Consider the following 17,285-nt stretch of genomic DNA (forward strand, 5'->3'; position numbering starts at 1 on the left):
AGCAATTGGTAGTTTTGAAAAAAGGCAACAAAAAAAGGACCCAAAACGACAAATGTATCCCCATTCGTCATTCTAGATCCTGCCTGCTTTACCAGTCACATGTCTATGTTTATTATTTGATTTGACTAAATTATATATCACGTCTATGAAAGCGTCAACAAGTTTTTTCTTATTTCTATCGATACCAAAATGAGGAAAATAGTACCTCTTACATAGCATCTACTACCTACCATTTCCCCGGATAATAGAGCTGGTTAATAAAGTTTGAATTCGGCAAGGGAACCTTTGGGACAGAGGGACAGGTTCCCTGACCCACGATGCTCGAAAGAGTGGGTCACGGAACCTGTCCCCGTGACCCAACTAAGTATTCAATTGCAAATTCGAGTAGTTCGTCTCTGCCTTCGATTGCTGCTTCGCGTGTTCTTTCTACTTTTATATGTGGGTGAACGCCGATGGTATGGTGCTGGGAGCCGTCTACGTTTAGAGCCTGCATGCCTGTGAACCATGCTCCCATGTTTCCTGGTAATTTGATGAGATTGATCGCACCGTTTGTTCCAGCTGTCGGTTCTCCAATAATGGTTGCTAACTGATTCCCCTTAAAAACTTCGGCATAGTTTTCACATGCACTAATACAGCTTGCATCAATTAACGCGACATTGCGACTCTCAAGGGTTCCCTGCTTTGGGAGGAATTTATACTGGTTTACCTCAAAGCTAGGTAGCTGATTTGGTTTCACTACTTGTGGGACATTGATATACATGTCATACATGACATCGTCCGATAATCTATGAAGAATTTCTGAAAGACCGGAGCCAGGATAACCCCTCAAATCAAAGATGATTCCCTTTGCATCTTGAAGTTCCTCAAGTGCAGTCTCCACTTGGTCTTCGTCTAGATAATCGATATTTAGGTAATAGATATCGTTTCCTATATGCTTGTATCCTACCGAACCTGGGCGATTAAAGCGGTCAACCATCTTTGGTAGACTATATGCAGCTTTTACCTCAATCTCCTTCCCATCCCGCAGAATGGTGAATACTTCCTCCCCACGTCCATTTAAATCACGGACAAACCGTTTCAGCGAATTAAATTCCTTAAATTGCTTTGTGCCTGACTGACGTTTCGCTAGTTGATTGATATAATCAATAGCTGATTCACCCGAGCGTTCGAGTATTACATCACCTATTTTAAAAGGAGAATCCTCACTTACCGCAGTAACAACTACCTCGCCATCAAATATGTCAGCCCAAAATGGCAAATATCTTCCTACATGACTTTGTTTGTCTCTAATACTGAAATGGCCATCCTGTAGTGGAGTCAGCATTTTTTCAAGGACAATCTTAAAATCCTCATAATTCCCGAAATGGGTAGGGTGTAACAATTCCGTTACCGCATATGTAAGCTGCTGATTCATATCAACATCTACAATATCAAAATGTGGATAAAAGTATTTCACAATGTTCCATAGAATTACTGCGTTCGTGAGCTGGACGTTCTCATCAGTTGTATCAGCTGAAAAGACATCTATTTTCTTCAGTTGATTTTGCAGCACTCTGAATTCTTTATTTTCCCCACCGAACTTTGTACTCCCTTGGTATGCGGGCAAAGCAATTGGCAGTTGTACTTTTAACCCTTTATTTAGCGGTTCTTCAATTACGTCTGTTTCTTTTGGAAATTGATCAAACTGTGATCGAGCCCTTATTGAGACTGCGCCTCTTGCATACGAATAGTAAACGCGATTACTTTTATACACTGTGCTCAACGACGGTATTAACATTTTATCCTGCTGTTCAGCCTCTGTTAATAGAGGTAAAAAGGATAAGTTTTCTTTTATTTTCAATCCGGTATGCTGCCAAAAAACCATCTCATACGCAGGATTTTGAAGCCTATCGTAGTCAGGTACGTATGGTTCAATTTTTTCATCTGTAAAATATAGCTTAACTGTTGGAGCCAGTGGAAGAAAAAGTTCTTCTAATGCTTCCTTCAACTCGCTATCATTTTTTGAATCTATTATTTTTCCCATTCCATAGAGTGCGAGCTGGTTCCAATCAATCTCAGTCACCTCATCACTAGGATGAAAAAACCGAACATAGCCATATAGATTCGCAAACGCGGTCACATTTTCTAGCTGTCTTTCCTTATCAATCCACCCATTTGTCCCGCTTGCAGCCGTATATACCGGGGTTATTTTACCGGGGTTTGTCAATGAACTACTTATCAAAATCGCAAGACAAACAAGGCTCACAACCATTGGATTTTTTACAAATTTAATTAGCGGTGTCCGAAATCGGTCAAACCAAACTCCCTCTATAAAAAGTTGAAGTGAGCGGAACAATCTATTTTCTTGCTTTGCACTTTTCGTGTGAAATTGGATCCGTAGCCCTTCCCCAATGTACTGAAACGTGATCATTAAGATTGTAATCGCTAGCGCCGGGAACAGTGGTATCCAGAAGGCATGAAGGATTTCAGTGCGTCCACTTGCTAAAAAAGACAACCAATCAAAATCTGTGCTTTGCCATTCATAATCGCCAACATCTTTAATCACAAGCTTCTGGTTGAAAAAGTAGGAGAACAAGCCAAGTTGTCCGATTAATAAAGTGACACGGCTTGCTTCTAAGAAAAAGTTCGATACGAACCCTGCCCATAGATTCGGCAGATAATGTCTTACATACATTTGAAACGGATTATTTCCTTGAATGAGTCCAGCGTGCATATATTCTTTTTGCGCTAGTTGGATGATTTGCTGTTGAAAAAGTACTCCAATCCGACCTACCCCAACTATTGCAATCACTATAATCATTAGCTCTTTCCGCGCGGGGGATTGTTCCACATATGGTGTTGAAACTAAAAGCACTACCGCTAAAATAGGGGGAATACTTGAAAACAAATAGCTGAGCGCTTGAATGATCCAATCTGCTAGTCCCCGTTGATTGCTTGCTAAAAAAGCCAACGGAATTGCAATCAAAAAGGTAAATGTAGTGATAAGTAAGATGGTCTCTACTGTATCATCAAGCCCATGAATCAAAACGGAAAGAATATCAATCCCATCTGCGTCCGTACCAAGTGGATCTTGTGATGATGGTGGGAATGGCGCCTTTTCAAAACCTCCTCCTTCGAAAAAACGCAACCGTTCTGGTGTCAGCTCTTCATCAACGAGTGGTAGATTTGGACCCACTATCATCACAGTAAGAAGAATAAGAGTTAATAAGAGTCCTATGCGTAAGTACCAATTCCTCATAATGTTTCACCTCCCATTGCTCCTAGATGATATATAACAAAAAGAACGAGACACCAACTGACGCTATGATAAATAGAATCGTCTGACGTGTTACATCTTTTAGTAGATTTGCAGTTGTGTATAAAGGTGACACCACACGGAGTAAAAGCTTACTGATGAGGATGGATACGAAGTAAAGCAACATAAAGCCCACACTCAATTCTAGGATTAACCCAGTTTCTAACACTCTCTCCGTGTTCATTCCTGTTAATTTTTCCATCGCATTCTTTTGATCCATCAGTTTAAAAAGTCGATACGCCGCACCTTTGTACTCCGTCAACCATTCGACAAGCAACAGGTTTGATAACACATAGACCATCATTGACGGTATATGAGAACTAATCTGCACCAGACTGGTCCGTAGGATATGCTTGTATGTCACGATTTTTTCGATAAGTCCCTTTGATTTTGCTACAACCACAAATAACTGCTCGCTCTCCTCGTCAAGTGCGGACTTTGTCACCTTTGCAACATACAAAAGGGGATATAATGCCACCAAAAAGGAAGGAAGCAGAAAGCTATACCAATCATCGTGACCAAACCAGGATATGAAAGGGATGTAAAAAAGAATCAGCCATTGAAGGCATAGAAAAACAAAGAAGTCGGGCAATGACGAAAGAAATCCCGTTAGCCCCTCTCCTATTATCTTTTGATATGGTTTCCTTTTTCGAAAATCAAAGATGCCCTTCCAAACACCTACTACCAAAGCTAGTAAAAAAGCTGTGATGACAACTTTGCCACTTCTTGTAAAATGCTCTACCGCTACAGTTTCTATCAATTCCCCATTATCTAACGTTCCTAAGCTTTGATTTTTCCACGAGTCAGAAATCGTGTCTTGCAGAACAAGCTTGTACTCGTCCCATGTTTTCAGGGTACTTTCAGTTTCTGGTACATCCGGAACATATATCGTAATGCCCACAAAAACGGCAACAAGAAACACAATCGTTACAACATCTCTTACTCGAGCCTCTACATTTCTCATAACCTACCCCTTAAAAAGTAACAATATTCCGTCATTTATAATCTAGCATAAATTGAAATTTATTCCAACACAAAATGGGTCAGAGGGACAGGTTCCCTGACCCATTTTCGTGCGGGTTGTGGGTCACGGTACCTGTCCCCGTGTCCCACTAACCACGTTCACACCACCTGAAGCTGATATGACGCTACCTGTTATAAAGTCTGAGTTATCTTCACAGAGAAAGGCGATGATTCTAGCAATGTCTTCACCGGTACCTGGGCGACCGATTGGGGTTTTGAAATCGTGGATGGCACGTGCTGTGGTAATTCCTGCTTCTTTCATATCACCTGTGATGTCACCCGGGCAGACCATATTTGCGGTGATACCATGTTCTGCTTCCTCAAGGGCTACCGATTTTGTGAGAGAGACGAGGCCAACCTTTGCGGCACTAAAGGCTGCGCGGTATTTCCAACCAGGTGTTGTTTCAGCATCTTGAAAGCCATAGGTGATGACTCTACCAAAGTGTTGCTTCCGCATGATTGGAATGGTGAGTTTAAGAAAATGAAAGACAGCACTCAAATTGCCATCAATCATCTCTTTCCACTCATGCTCTTCGTACTCAACAAGTTTTTTCCGTTCAAAAATATACGGTCCAGCATTGTTAATGAGGTAGTCAATCCGGCCGAATCGATCCATTGCGCGGGTAACAATATTTGTGATATCTCCTTTTTTCGTAATATCACCTTGGACAAACTGCAAACATTCTAAGTATGGCCGCCATTCCTTTTTCAACTCTTCAATGCGTGCCTCGTCGCTCCTGTAATTCACCGTCACGGTGCAGCCCATTTTCAGCAATTCCTCTGTCACTTTCCTACCTAAACCCTTTGATCCCGCTGTTATGATTGCATGCCTCACCATCATCCCCCGCCTTTACTTGGTTTCTGGTCATTATGGGACGAGGAACTTTCCCACGTTTTCTCGTCTTTTGGGACAAGGGACCTGTCCCCCTGACCCATGCTTGGTTTTTCAGTCTCTCTTCAAATATACGAGAAAATTTTTCAATTATACTTCTCTCTGCATCCATCAACGACTAGGCCTAACCACTAGCTTGGTGAAGAGTATTCCTTTTTTCTCTCTGGAAATCACTATTCTGCTAATGGACTATACCCAGCTAATACGGTCTATTCATTCATATCTATGTTAGATTAGATCATTTTTAAAAATAAATCTTGCAGTTGGGACAAGGTACCTGTCCCCTTGACCCAAATCTTAGCTGGGTCACGGTACCTGTCCCCCTGTCCCACCCCTGACCCACTCCGCTCAAAAGAACTATTTTTTATACGACCTTTGTAGTATTTTTTCTGTTTTACATGGTTTTCCAATTGTTTTGGGTGTACCGGGTAAGGTTTTTCCGGTAAAATTTCCATGTTATAAGTCAAAAGATTCAAATTTTATATTATTGTTTTGAATGGGGGACTCCTTATGGTTTCAGATGTGATAAAAAATGAGGATCAGAGGAGGGATACGCATATCAACCAACTTGCAAGCGTCGGGCAAATTGCAGCAGGGATTGCTCATGAGGTACGAAACCCGTTAACGGCTGTGAAAGGTTTTTTGCAGTTGCTTCAACAAGAAAAGGAGCATAGTTACCTTGACATTGCGCAAAGCGAATTAGATCACGCACTTGTGACCTTGAACAATCTACTTCAAGTATCAAAGCCTGATTTAGAGGATGAAGAGGTACAAGTGATACATATTGCCGCAGAATTGGAGTCCATCCTCAATCTTTTTCTAGACAAATTATACGATATTGAGCTTGTTACAGATTTTAAGAATACGGATGCAACCATTGTGGGTAAGAAAAATCAGTTTAAAAAGGCATTTTTTAACCTGATAAAAAATTCGATTGAGTCCATTGATGGTAAAGGAAAAATTACGATTACACATCGATCAAGCGACAAGGATGTGGTAGTTACAATTGAAGATTCGGGTGTTGGGATCCCACAGGAAAAAATGAGGCTATTAGGAACACCCTTTTTTACAACGAAGGATGCTGGTACTGGAATGGGGCTAGCACAGGTATTCTCTGTTGTCTATCAGCAAGGTGGAGATATTTCCGTTGACAGCGAAGTGAATGTCGGAACAACATTTACAATCAAACTACCGAAACAACACAAACCAAATAATCGAGGTGTACGAAAATTGAATGTAGACTACAAAGATACCCATTCAATTAAAGAGTTTTTACTTGAGAATAAGGATTACTTCGAAGAGAAATTACTGGAAGAAGCGATCAATGTAAAAGACAAAATACAAGAGATTCATACTGTCGGAAATATCAATCTCCTCGATAATGCTCATAAACTCATTCTCTATGTGGTTGAAGAAAGAGATCATGAACTGATTACCTTAGCTAAGAAAGAAGGCGTAGCTTGGGCAAAAAATTCTCTCACAGTAGCCTTTAAGCTTGAGTGGATTCAAGCTATTCGCCGTACACTTTGGGACTTCCTGTATAATTACGAACTGTTATTAAATAAAGAATCCGGTCGAGACGAGTTCTACGCTCTTGAAAAAAAGGTGAATGCACTCATTGATCATTTCTTCACGCATTTTTTCATCAGTTATTCAAGATACAAGGACGAACTGTTAGAGTCTCAACGACAGCTTGTTGAGAACCTGTCTGTTCCAATCATCCCAATTAATCAGGACACTCACATTATTCCATTGATTGGTGCGATTGACCAACGCCGGGTTGTGACAATTGAGGATAAAATTCTCTCAAGTATTGAAAAGGAACATATTCGTACGCTGATTATGGACCTTTCTGGCGTGGCTGTGGTTGAGGATGGAGTGATTTATCGCTTTATGAAATTGATTGAAGGCATCAAAATGATGGGCTGCCAAACCGTCCTCACTGGAATCCGTGCTGAAATCGCGAAAAAGATAATTGCCCTGAATATTAATTTTGCTGATATTGCTGATTCTAAAGGAACTTTGCAACTTGCGTTGAATGATTATTTGTTTAAAAATGATGCGGGTGTTGGGGCGGAGTAGAACCTTGAATCCCTACATAATTTGGCCTTCAGAATTCCTCTGAAGGCCTCTTTTCACCTTACCTCAAAAACTATTATTCTCAATCACCATGGCAATGCCCTGCCCGCCACCAATACAAAGGCTAACCACAGCATATCTTTTATTCCTGCGTCGAAGTTCGTAGGCTGCAGAGAGTAAGATTCTTGTGCCACTTGCGCCGACTGGATGACCAAGTGCCACTGCGCCACCGTTAACGTTTGTTTTCTCACGATCAAGACCAAGCTCTTTTTCTACTGCAAGATATTGCGCTGCAAAGGCCTCATTCACCTCAACTAAATCCATATCCGCCAAAGTAAGCTTAGCTCGTTCTAATGCCTTTTTAATCGCTGGAACTGGGCCGATTCCCATAATGGTAGGATCTACCCCTGCTACACCCCACGAGATTACCTTGGCTAAAGGCTTCAATCCATTTTCACGAACGGACTTTTCTCCTGTAACGATGACAGAAGCTGCCCCATCATTGATTCCAGATGCATTTGCGGCAGTAACCGTTCCATCCGCTCTGAATGAAGGACGCAGCTTGCCCATCGATTCCAGATTGGCATTTGGCTTGATATGTTCATCCTTTTCTACAAAAATACTACCCTTTCTTGTTTTCACCTCAATAGCCACAATTTCTTCAGCAAAGGTTCCGTTCTCTGATGCGTTTGCTGCCCGTTGGTTGGACTCGATTGCAAATTTGTCCTGCTCTTCTCGGGTAATGGCATACTTTTCGGCTAGTTTTTCCGCTGTCATGCCCATTCCTTTGCCTGTGTATTGGTCTGTGAGTGTGGTTAGTAGCATGTCTTCAAATTGAAGAGTTCCCATCTTCGAACCACCAAATCTCTGGGCAAAATTCGAGTAAGGAGATTGGGACATATTCTCTGTTCCCCCTGCAAGCACAACACTCGCATCTCCGACAAGTATATGTTGGGCTGCTGACACAACGGACTGCAAACCAGATCCGCATAGGCGATTGACCATGAATGCAGGAACCTCCTGCGGAATTCCACTATGTAGAGCGATATGTCGAGCCAGATAGGACGCATTTTTTTCCGTATGAATCACATTACCGTAAATGACATGATCGATTTGGTTCGGGTCCACATTGGAGCGTTTCATTGTCTCCACTGCAGTAACACGCCCTAACTCGGTTGCCCCTGTCCCCGAAAATGAACCTCCAAAGCTAGTAAATGGAGTACGCGCTCCATCAATTATAAAAATTTGTTCCATACTAAAACCTCCCCTTTTTATAGGTTTATTCTATATACCAGTTTACCATGTTAGAAATAGTATGTAATGAATATTCTGACATATAAAACTTTGAGAAGAGGCAACACCAGGATGTCACCTTACTTAGACTCATTTAATTGTTTATGTCGATTCATGGTTGTTTAATAGTAGGTTGGGCAAAGCGAGTAAAACGGAGGAAATTAAGTAAAACGCTTACAATATACTATGTACGGAAGGTAACCTTAGACATCTATGTGTGGTCTGAAGCTGTCGTTCAACGTTGTTCATTCGTAGTTCTCTGCGGTGTTTTTGTTTGAGGTTATATCCTTATAATAATGAAAACATTGTCGAAAATCTGTGAAAAAAGTCACAGTAAGTTTGTCTATTTTGTGAACATTAAAATGCGGGTATACACAAAGTACTGCCCTATTTTTTGCTTCGTTACTTGAAGTACGTCGCTCTCATACGTTACATACGAGTCCCCGTCACTCCCCTCGTACGTCAAGTTTACCCTTTCGACCCCATGTTCAGTTAACGAGTAAAGTGGTCTTACCGGCGGAATACATGAAGAGCGCGTTCTTTAAAAGGACTATTTTACGTGGATTTTGATAAGCTTGCAGAACAGTATAAACCAATGATTTATCAGGTGATAAAACGGTTGCGATTGTATGGGGATAAGGAGAATTTTTACCAGATTGGGTTAATTGGACTTTGGGAGGCTTCGACCCGCTTTGATCCGAAAAAAGGCGTTGAGTTTTCCACTTTTGCCTACTCGACCATTCGAGGAAAACTTCTCGACCATCTGAAAAAGGAAGCACGTTATGAGAATCATTGCCAACCATCAGGTGAGCACATTTTTATAAATCTAGCAGATTCTATGGAAGCCTTTCCAACTGATTTGATTGAAGGGTACTGCCAAGGTTTGACGGAGAATCAAGTAAGGTGGGTTCAAGGACGAATCATTGAAGATAAAAGCTATAAGGAAATTGCGGTGGAGCATGGCGTCTCAGTTGATTCAGTGAAGTCCTGGGGTCGCCAAGCGATTAAAAAGTTGAGAGAAAATGTTATAGTCGAAAGCTAAACGAAGGGGTTATTTTTTCAAACAAACGTATGATTGAGCGGTTGATTTTGGCTTGTTCAAACATTTGATTGACATGAATCTATTCCTGGTTGTCTTGTGTAGCATTCAAATAAATGTTTGCTTGGATGTAATCAAGAGCTTGTTTGGAACTAGAGGTTGTTTTTCTAGGAAAATGCATGATTAGGAATATGACAAAGGGTAACAATGAATGTTGAGGTGAGGAAATGATTAAAAAGCTTCTGATTCTCGCAATCATTGTTGAGCTTGGCGTGTTTTGGTATGTCCATCAAGGGAAGGAACCTGTTCAGGTGGCAGAGCTGGGGCAGCGAGAGTTGCATCACGACATGATGAAGAATATGCCCGCCGATGAACCGCAGCCTGCAGTTGAAGCGTCTGTAACAAACGACCTTTTGGGTGAGATAAAAGAAAAATATAAAATCGAATTTGAAAACTTGGAAAAGGAAACAAAAAAGCAAGCAAACGAATTATTAGCGCGAGCCAAGGAAGAGTTTGTCGAAGAATCTAGTGAGGGTATGGCTGCCTTACAAGTTATGGGTACCTACTACAATGAATTTAAGACGCTTGAAAAGGAAACCGACGAAGCCTTTGAGGAAATCTATCTACAGCTCGAGACTGAGCTTGGGGCATCCGGTTATTCTACGGAGGAAGCTATCGAATTTCGTGATCAATATGAAGAAAAGAAGAAGCAATTATTGAAAAAGGCGTTAGAGGTACAGGGGAGTTATGAGTGATGAGTGCGATTGACTGGATTGTCCCAAATGAGATTAGCAAGGTTGCCTTTGACCAATTCTTGTTCTCGCACCTTATAGTGTTCTATATTCACACTTCTACCTTATCCAATCTCTAATCAGGTAAGCTTTTTATAGGTTTAACAGGGAAAACAAAAGTGTATACTGTAAGGGAAAGTAAGGAAAGGGTTATCTTAATGTATCTTTTAATAGTAGTAGTTGTTTACATTATATTTGCCAGATTTTTTGTTGACTGGCAAAACTGGAAATCATATTACCCTACAATTCAATACTTTATAATTTGTAATTTGTTATATAATTTTATATTTTATAACCATACGCTTTGGAGATATAAAGCCGTAACCGTTGACTGGTTAAACCACACATTCATAGATATCGCTTTTTCATTTATCATTGTACCAATAGTGATTATGATATATTTAAGATACTATCCAAAAGGGAAAAAGCAATATCTTTATTTGGGAATATGGATCGCATATTTTACTGCTATTGAATATTTATTCTATAAAAAGGGCCTCTTTATATATGAGAATAATTGGAATCTTTTTTGGTCTGGGGTCTTTAACTTTATTCTTTTTACTATGGTAAGAATTCATTTTAAAAACCCTTTAAAGGCTATTATTATTTCGATACCCATAATCGTTATTCTCTTAACCCTATTCCATCCTTCTTTGTCCGAATTGAAATAATTAATAGGTGATATAATGGTAACTGAGCAACTATCTACACCTGTATTTTTCCTTTTATTGTTCTTACTATATATTAGTATGTGGGTTTACCTATTTAGAAATAAAGATTAATTACCGGTTTGAGGTTTCTACAGTTTCATCATTAGAACCACATTGGTTATTTTACTCATAGATCAAACGAAATGACATACTCATCAATGTTGAATTACCTGGTTATATTGATTATAATATAGATATAATAAAAAAGATCAGGTGCTCCTAACACCCGATCCACACAATTACATGCCGCAAAGTGAGCGGCTAACCTATGGTTAGAATGGTAAACAAAGAGAGTAATCACCCAAATACCTTTGGTAGAGGCTGGGCGGTTACTTTTTTTTGTTTGCAACGAACAACATTACTACGATTGTAATGACACCTAGTACAACTAAGTTAGATTGAAGCGCCATAGACATTGCCTCATATGTCGTCAATTTTCCACCTCCTTTCATCAAGGAAGTGGCTAACCGCCCACCAGCTTTATGTAATTGTACTTCCATTTTAGCATTCAACTTTCTAGATTACTAGTATAAATACGAACATTTGTTCCTATTTTTTAACAAACAAATCTATCTTTGGTGATACTAGTATGTGGTAGAATATAGAAAAATGGGTAAAGGGGCGCGTCTAGCAATGAGAGAAAAACTACATTTACTAGAAAAGCTAGTTTCAGATTATGATGTTTCATTGGATCAGAATGGGGTGAGTGGGGAAAGACTTGCGAGCAGACTAGCAGCTTTATCTGAAATCGGATTAACAGCAGATCACGGGTCACACCGAATCGGCTATTCAAAGGAAGAAAAGGCTGCGAAGGATTTGGTAGTACAGTGGATGACAGAGGCTGGTCTTACTGTAACTACGGACGGAGCAGGAAATGTATTTGGTCGCGTTGACGGGAAAAATAAGAATTTACCTGCACTATTATCAGGTTCACATGTGGATAGTGTTCCAAATGGTGGCCATTTTGACGGCCCCCTTGGAGTGCTTGCGGCACTTGAAGTGGCTGAATCTTGGAAGCAAACGGGATACGTGCCAGATCGATCGTTTGAGGTTGTCATCTTTTCTGATGAAGAAGGATCCCGTTTTAACGGTGGCTTTAGCGGCAGTGCGTCGATGATTGGAGAGGCAACAAGGGAGGAGTATCTCCCGAAAACAGATATCAATGGAGACTCCTTTTCAAAGGTATTAGAGGATGTCGGACTTTCTGTTGATGAATTTTTCAATTCTAAAAGGGACTTATCACAGCTTGAGGCGTTTGTTGAAATCCATATTGAGCAAGGAAAACGATTGGAGAAGAAGGGTGTGCCGGTTGGAATTGTAACTGGTATAGCCGGACCATGCTGGTTGAAAATGACGTTTTCTGGTAACGCCGGTCATGCGGGTAACACACCAATGGATGATCGCAGAGACGCGTTGGTTGCGGCAGGACAATTTATTTATGAAGTCCAGTCCCTTCCCGGGCAGGTAAGTTCTTCCGCAGTTGCGACAGTTGGAAAAATTGATGTGCTCCCAAACGGGGTCAACGTCATACCTGGTGAAGTCCAGCTATCAGTGGATATTCGCGATATTCAGAGGGAAACCAGGGATAAGCTGGTTGAACTAGTAATTGAAAAAGCGAAATCAATTTGTGTTGCCCATGGAATTGGACTTCACTATGAAGAAACATTGCGCGAATCACCTGTTCCGATAGGTGACGACATGCAACAAAGACTTGAAAAGTGTGTAAAAGCGCAAGGAATTGAGCCTGTGTATTTACCAAGCGGTGCTGGTCATGATTCCATGATTGTCGGACATAAACTTCCCGTCGCAATGATTTTCGTTCAAAGCAAAGACGGAATCAGCCATAACCCAGCAGAATGGACTTCGCTGAGTGATTGCGTGCAATCTGTACATGTGCTGAAGGACTTTGTTGAGGGGTATGACCTGTAATTCTGGTTGAAGAAGAAGTAACTGCTGGTTACTTCTTTTTTTGTTGTTGTGTTAGGAGGGAATTGAGCCGTGAGATCTCATACTTGCACCGTCGCGCTGATTATTACGCCGTCACTCACACGAATTGCACCCTCATCCCGATAATTGCACCTTCAACCACAACAATTGCACGTTACCAACTATTTTCGACAAAATTCGCCCAAATAACATAATTTTCACCCCTCTTTCCAACTCCAACCATTTACAAATCCACCATGAACGCCTATAATTTGAAACATACGAATATCGGCATTCACTCATATAATCGCGGGGATATGGCTCGCAAGTTTCTACCAGTGCACCGGAAATGCGCTGACTATGAGTGAGCAATGGGAATGCACCTATTTGGTGTTTATTCCATTTCCTCTAAGGAAAAGCCTGAAGGTCATTGACTCACTCATTTATTGAGAAGTGCAATGATGTTCAGGCTTTTTTTACTTCAAAGGAGGAATTTCACATGCAACTGCTGCAACAAAAAATTCTAGATGAAGGTACCGTTCTTTCTGATCAGGTTTTGAAAGTGGATACGTTCTTAAATCATCAAATAGATCCTGTATTAATGGTGGAAATCGGTAAGGAATTTGCTCGCCTTTTCAAAAACAATGGGATTACAAAGGTATTAACACTTGAGTCTTCAGGCATTGCCCCAAGTATGACAACTGCCCTCGAGCTGGGTGTGAAGGTTGTATTTGCGAGAAAACGTAAATCACTTACTCTTGTAAATGATTTGCTTACTGCTTCCGTACATTCTTTTACGAAAAATGAAACGAATGAAATCTCTATATCTAGCAAATTTATCAATGAACATGACAATGTATTGATCATAGATGACTTTTTAGCAAATGGCCAGGCAGCTTTGGGATTAGTAGACATCGTCCAACAAGCTGGTGCTAATGTGGCTGGAATTGGAATTGTGATTGAAAAGTCCTTCCAAGAAGGCGGTAAATTGCTTCGCGATAAAGGTTTCAAAGTAGAATCTCTTGCTAGAATCCAATCTCTACAAGGTGGAAAAGTGACTTTTTTACAGGAAGCTGAGGTGGCTCGTTAATGGATAAGAATCTATTTAAGACAGCATCACTTGGTTTTCAACATGTTCTAGCTATGTATGCCGGGGCCGTTGTTGTACCGTTAATCGTAGGCGGCGCAATCGGCCTAACCGCTGAGCAGCTCACATACCTTGTTTCAATCGATATTTTAATGTGCGGAATCGCAACGATTTTACAAGTCTGGAAAAATAAATTCTTTGGCATTGGATTACCCGTTATGCTTGGTTGTACATTTACAGCAGTTGGACCGATGATTGCAATTGGTGGGGAATATGGTGTCTCCGCAATTTACGGTTCGATTATTGTCGGAGGTATTTTCGTTGCTCTCATTTCAACCGTCTTTGGTAAGCTCGTACGATTCTTCCCTCCTGTTGTGACAGGATCTGTTGTTACCATTATCGGGATTACACTAATCCCTGTTGCGATGAATGACATGGCTGGTGGCCAAGGCAGTGCTGATTTTGGTTCGATTCCAAATATCTCATTAGCGTTCGGAACACTTCTTTTCATCTTGGTCTTGTATCGTTTTGGAAAAGGGTTTATTCGTCAGATTGCGATTTTATTGGGAATTATTGGTGGGACAGCCGTTGCCTATTTTATGGGGAAGGTTGATTTTTCAAATGTTACAGACGCATCATGGTTACACATGGCGAAGCCTTTTTACTTCGGAATGCCGACATTTGAACCTTCTGCTATCATTACAATGATTCTCGTGTTACTCGTGGGACTTGTTGAGGCATCAGGGGTGTATTTCGCACTCGGAGATATTACTGATAAAAAAATTACGGAAAAAGAGTTGGCGGCTGGATACCGAGCTGAAGGTTTCGCCACTATTCTAGGCGGTATATTCAATGCATTTCCGTATACAACATATTCTCAAAACGTTGGGCTAATCCAACTTTCCGGTGTAAAAAAGAACAGCGTTATTTATGCAGCTGGCGCATTCTTAATTATTCTTGGATTCATTCCAAAGGTTGGTGCTTTCACAACTGTTATCCCAACTCCGGTTCTCGGTGGCGCTATGCTAGCAATGTTCGGAATGGTGATTTCAGCTGGTATCAAAATGCTAAGCAAGGTTGATTTTTCATCACAGGAAAATCTATTGATCATTGCATGTTCAATTGGAATGGGACTTGGTATCACGACTGTTCCAAGCCTATTCGCTAACCTACCAGAAGGCATCCAAATCCTTTCAAGTAACGGAATCGTGATCGGAAGCTTAACCGCGATCGTTATGAACATCATTTTCAACGTGGCTCCTAAAGCAAAAACGAAGATGGATGTGTTAGAGGGGCAGAAGGCTTCTTGACCTAGTGTTTATTAGTTTGCGAGTTAGATCATAAATATAAATCTAAAAGGTAAATCAATTTTTTATAATTGGTTTACCTTTTTTATTTAGAAAGAGTTTAGGCTATTTTAGATAACCATTGCTAGATTTTTGACGAGTTTTGACGATATTAATATTTTTAGGTTGGATAATTATGTTAAAATTTAGTAAAAGTGCCGCTATATCTTTAATTGAAAGAAGAAAAACGCAAGCAACAGTCTCACTATTAAGTGGAAATCCCTACAACGATTTTTACTACCTAATTAAGGTAGTGCAATATGCATGTGAGGTTGGTTAATTGGTATTTCAAGCGAAAGGAATGGTTTAAAAAAATGAAACAATTTACTAAGATTCTTTATTTCATTGTTGCTATCATGATGCTTTCAGGATGTTTTGGTAATGAGGATAAAGATGAGGCAACTGACTCTTCAGAAAACAGTTCCGTCTTAAAATCAACTGATGAACGTTCAAATGAAGTAGAAGAAACGACAGAAGTGAAAAAAAGTACGTCACCCGATGAGGTAGGGGAATCAGACGCGGATGATGTAAATAAAGTCTCCTCAGAAAAGTCGGGCAGTACCTCAGCTGAAAATAGCGATGTAAATGCAGATGCTAAAGATGGTAAAAATCCAATATCACAGTATTCCAGCCAACAAATTGAATACGCACGCGTGTGGATGCAACTTGGACCGAATCAAGAGATAGACGAATTGAATGTTCGACATATTCCAGTTGGCGAACCAATCAATCCCAATATTGACAACAGTGCTACCTTTCCAGAAGGTGTAATACAATTATCCGGGTCTCGTTTAATTGACGGATCAGTTACCTATAAAGGAAATGGGGATGGCACAATAAATGTATATAATACCCCCATGCGGTGGAGCGCTCCCCCTCCTAACGCAGAAAAAAGCGAACTACAAAAAGAGACAGAAGATATTCTTAAAAACACAAAATTAGTTTACATTCAACCAAGTGACGGAGATCAAATCATAAAATTAATAGAATTGCAGAAAGCTTATAACTAGGTATGGGACATGGGGACAGGTTCTTTGTCCCACCACTCTATTTATAAGGGAAAGTAAACCTATGCCACGTGGTGGAGACATCAAAAAATCCTCAATAAATATAAAAAAATAGCTACCTTTCCTCTTCCGGGGCAGGGTTGCTGTTTCAGCGTTGGATTCCAACAAGATTTCACACACACCACTTTCCCACTTCCGCCAATCACACGGCGCAATATGCTCCCGTTGTTCCCTTAGTGGCCCTTGATGTCGGGATAATACAATAGAGTTTCTATTCAGTTGCCAACTAATCTTTATGTAATTTATTGAATATCAACAACAAATGTATAAGAAATGGTTCCGTTAGGCCATTCAGCTACGACTTCATAGATATACTTACCCTCACTTGAAGGTAGTGTGAGTTGATTCGCCTCCATTCCAATTTCTTCTCCTCGTCCCTCTTCATTCCATAAATAAACATGAGTAGTCGGATTATCTTCAATCTTCATTTCAGCCTTTTGATTCGGACTTGCACTAATTGGTTCGATATTCTCCGCCATTTGATACGGTGATGCATGGTCTGTTGTCACAACTTCCGTTTCAAGACCCTTTTTTCGTTCCCATCTAAACGCGCCTGACTTCATCTGGTACTCTGTTTCATCAATCGTAATTACCCCACTCATGGATGGAGGAAATTCTTCCGTCTCTTCGCCTACATTATTTGAACAACCCATGACCAACAGTATGGAGAATGCTACAACCATACGAAACCAATCCTTTACTCTCAAACTACCCCCTCCTTTATTGATTTGACGTAC

At 40.6% G+C, this 17,285-nt stretch carries 14 protein-coding genes and 1 riboswitch; of the genes, 9 read left to right on the forward strand and 5 right to left on the reverse strand.

Annotated features, from left to right (window positions below):
* Window positions 1-334: 334 nt before the first annotated feature.
* From ACWNMY_RS09285 to ACWNMY_RS09295, 3 genes are all read right to left on the reverse strand, one after another.
* Window positions 335-3,238, reverse strand: a complete 2,904-nt coding sequence (locus tag ACWNMY_RS09285) for a S41 family peptidase (protein WP_449537946.1) — start codon at window positions 3,236-3,238, stop codon at window positions 335-337.
* 22 nt (window positions 3,239-3,260) lie between these two features.
* Window positions 3,261-4,259 (reverse strand): ABC transporter permease subunit, encoded by a 999-nt coding sequence (locus tag ACWNMY_RS09290; RefSeq protein WP_449537947.1) that lies wholly within the window; start codon window positions 4,257-4,259, stop codon window positions 3,261-3,263.
* A gap of 123 nt (window positions 4,260-4,382) precedes the next feature.
* Window positions 4,383-5,153 (reverse strand): SDR family oxidoreductase, encoded by a 771-nt coding sequence (locus tag ACWNMY_RS09295; protein WP_449537948.1) that lies wholly within the window; start codon window positions 5,151-5,153, stop codon window positions 4,383-4,385.
* A 567-nt stretch (window positions 5,154-5,720) separates the two neighbouring features.
* Here ACWNMY_RS09295 and ACWNMY_RS09300 point away from each other — a divergent pair.
* Window positions 5,721-7,292: an ATP-binding protein gene (locus tag ACWNMY_RS09300; protein ID WP_449537949.1), complete on the forward strand. Its 1,572-nt coding sequence runs from the start codon at window positions 5,721-5,723 to the stop codon at window positions 7,290-7,292.
* A 63-nt stretch (window positions 7,293-7,355) separates the two neighbouring features.
* Here the strand turns inward: ACWNMY_RS09300 and ACWNMY_RS09305 are convergent, their stop codons facing one another.
* Window positions 7,356-8,543, reverse strand: coding sequence for an acetyl-CoA C-acetyltransferase (locus ACWNMY_RS09305; protein ID WP_449537950.1), 1,188 nt, complete (start codon window positions 8,541-8,543; stop codon window positions 7,356-7,358).
* Window positions 8,544-9,141: 598 nt separating this feature from the next.
* On the opposite strand from ACWNMY_RS09305, the gene ACWNMY_RS09310 reads away from it, so the two are divergent.
* The 8 genes from ACWNMY_RS09310 to ACWNMY_RS09345 all read left to right on the forward strand — a co-directional run bounded on the left by ACWNMY_RS09310 (window position 9,142) and on the right by ACWNMY_RS09345 (window position 16,491).
* Window positions 9,142-9,624, forward strand: a complete 483-nt coding sequence (locus ACWNMY_RS09310; protein ID WP_449537951.1) for a sigma-70 family RNA polymerase sigma factor — start codon at window positions 9,142-9,144, stop codon at window positions 9,622-9,624.
* A 224-nt stretch (window positions 9,625-9,848) separates the two neighbouring features.
* Window positions 9,849-10,376 (forward strand): hypothetical protein, encoded by a 528-nt coding sequence (locus ACWNMY_RS09315; RefSeq protein WP_449537952.1) that lies wholly within the window; start codon window positions 9,849-9,851, stop codon window positions 10,374-10,376.
* 194 nt (window positions 10,377-10,570) lie between these two features.
* Window positions 10,571-11,083, forward strand: coding sequence for a CBO0543 family protein (locus tag ACWNMY_RS09320; protein WP_449538427.1), 513 nt, complete (start codon window positions 10,571-10,573; stop codon window positions 11,081-11,083).
* Between the two features lie 672 nt (window positions 11,084-11,755).
* Window positions 11,756-13,051, forward strand: coding sequence for a M20 family metallo-hydrolase (locus tag ACWNMY_RS09325; RefSeq protein ID WP_449537953.1), 1,296 nt, complete (start codon window positions 11,756-11,758; stop codon window positions 13,049-13,051).
* A 276-nt stretch (window positions 13,052-13,327) separates the two neighbouring features.
* Window positions 13,328-13,429, forward strand: a riboswitch (purine riboswitch).
* 118 nt (window positions 13,430-13,547) lie between these two features.
* On the forward strand, window positions 13,548-14,138 hold the full coding sequence (locus ACWNMY_RS09330) for a xanthine phosphoribosyltransferase (RefSeq protein ID WP_449537954.1): 591 nt from the start codon (window positions 13,548-13,550) through the stop codon (window positions 14,136-14,138).
* Window positions 14,138-15,445 carry a nucleobase:cation symporter-2 family protein gene (locus tag ACWNMY_RS09335; RefSeq protein WP_449537955.1) on the forward strand — a complete coding sequence of 436 codons (1,308 nt, stop codon included), beginning with the start codon at window positions 14,138-14,140 and terminating at the stop codon, window positions 15,443-15,445. Before ACWNMY_RS09330 ends, ACWNMY_RS09335 begins: the two co-directional genes overlap by 1 nt.
* 172 nt (window positions 15,446-15,617) lie before the next feature.
* Window positions 15,618-15,761 carry a hypothetical protein gene (locus ACWNMY_RS09340; protein WP_449537956.1) on the forward strand — a complete coding sequence of 48 codons (144 nt, stop codon included), beginning with the start codon at window positions 15,618-15,620 and terminating at the stop codon, window positions 15,759-15,761.
* A 34-nt stretch (window positions 15,762-15,795) separates the two neighbouring features.
* Window positions 15,796-16,491 (forward strand): hypothetical protein, encoded by a 696-nt coding sequence (locus tag ACWNMY_RS09345; protein WP_449537957.1) that lies wholly within the window; start codon window positions 15,796-15,798, stop codon window positions 16,489-16,491.
* Window positions 16,492-16,790: 299 nt separating this feature from the next.
* Here the strand turns inward: ACWNMY_RS09345 and ACWNMY_RS09350 are convergent, their stop codons facing one another.
* Window positions 16,791-17,255 carry a hypothetical protein gene (locus ACWNMY_RS09350; protein WP_449537958.1) on the reverse strand — a complete coding sequence of 155 codons (465 nt, stop codon included), beginning with the start codon at window positions 17,253-17,255 and terminating at the stop codon, window positions 16,791-16,793.
* Between the last annotated feature and the right edge of the window lie 30 nt (window positions 17,256-17,285).

The organism is Ferdinandcohnia sp. Marseille-Q9671, assembly GCF_976954385.1.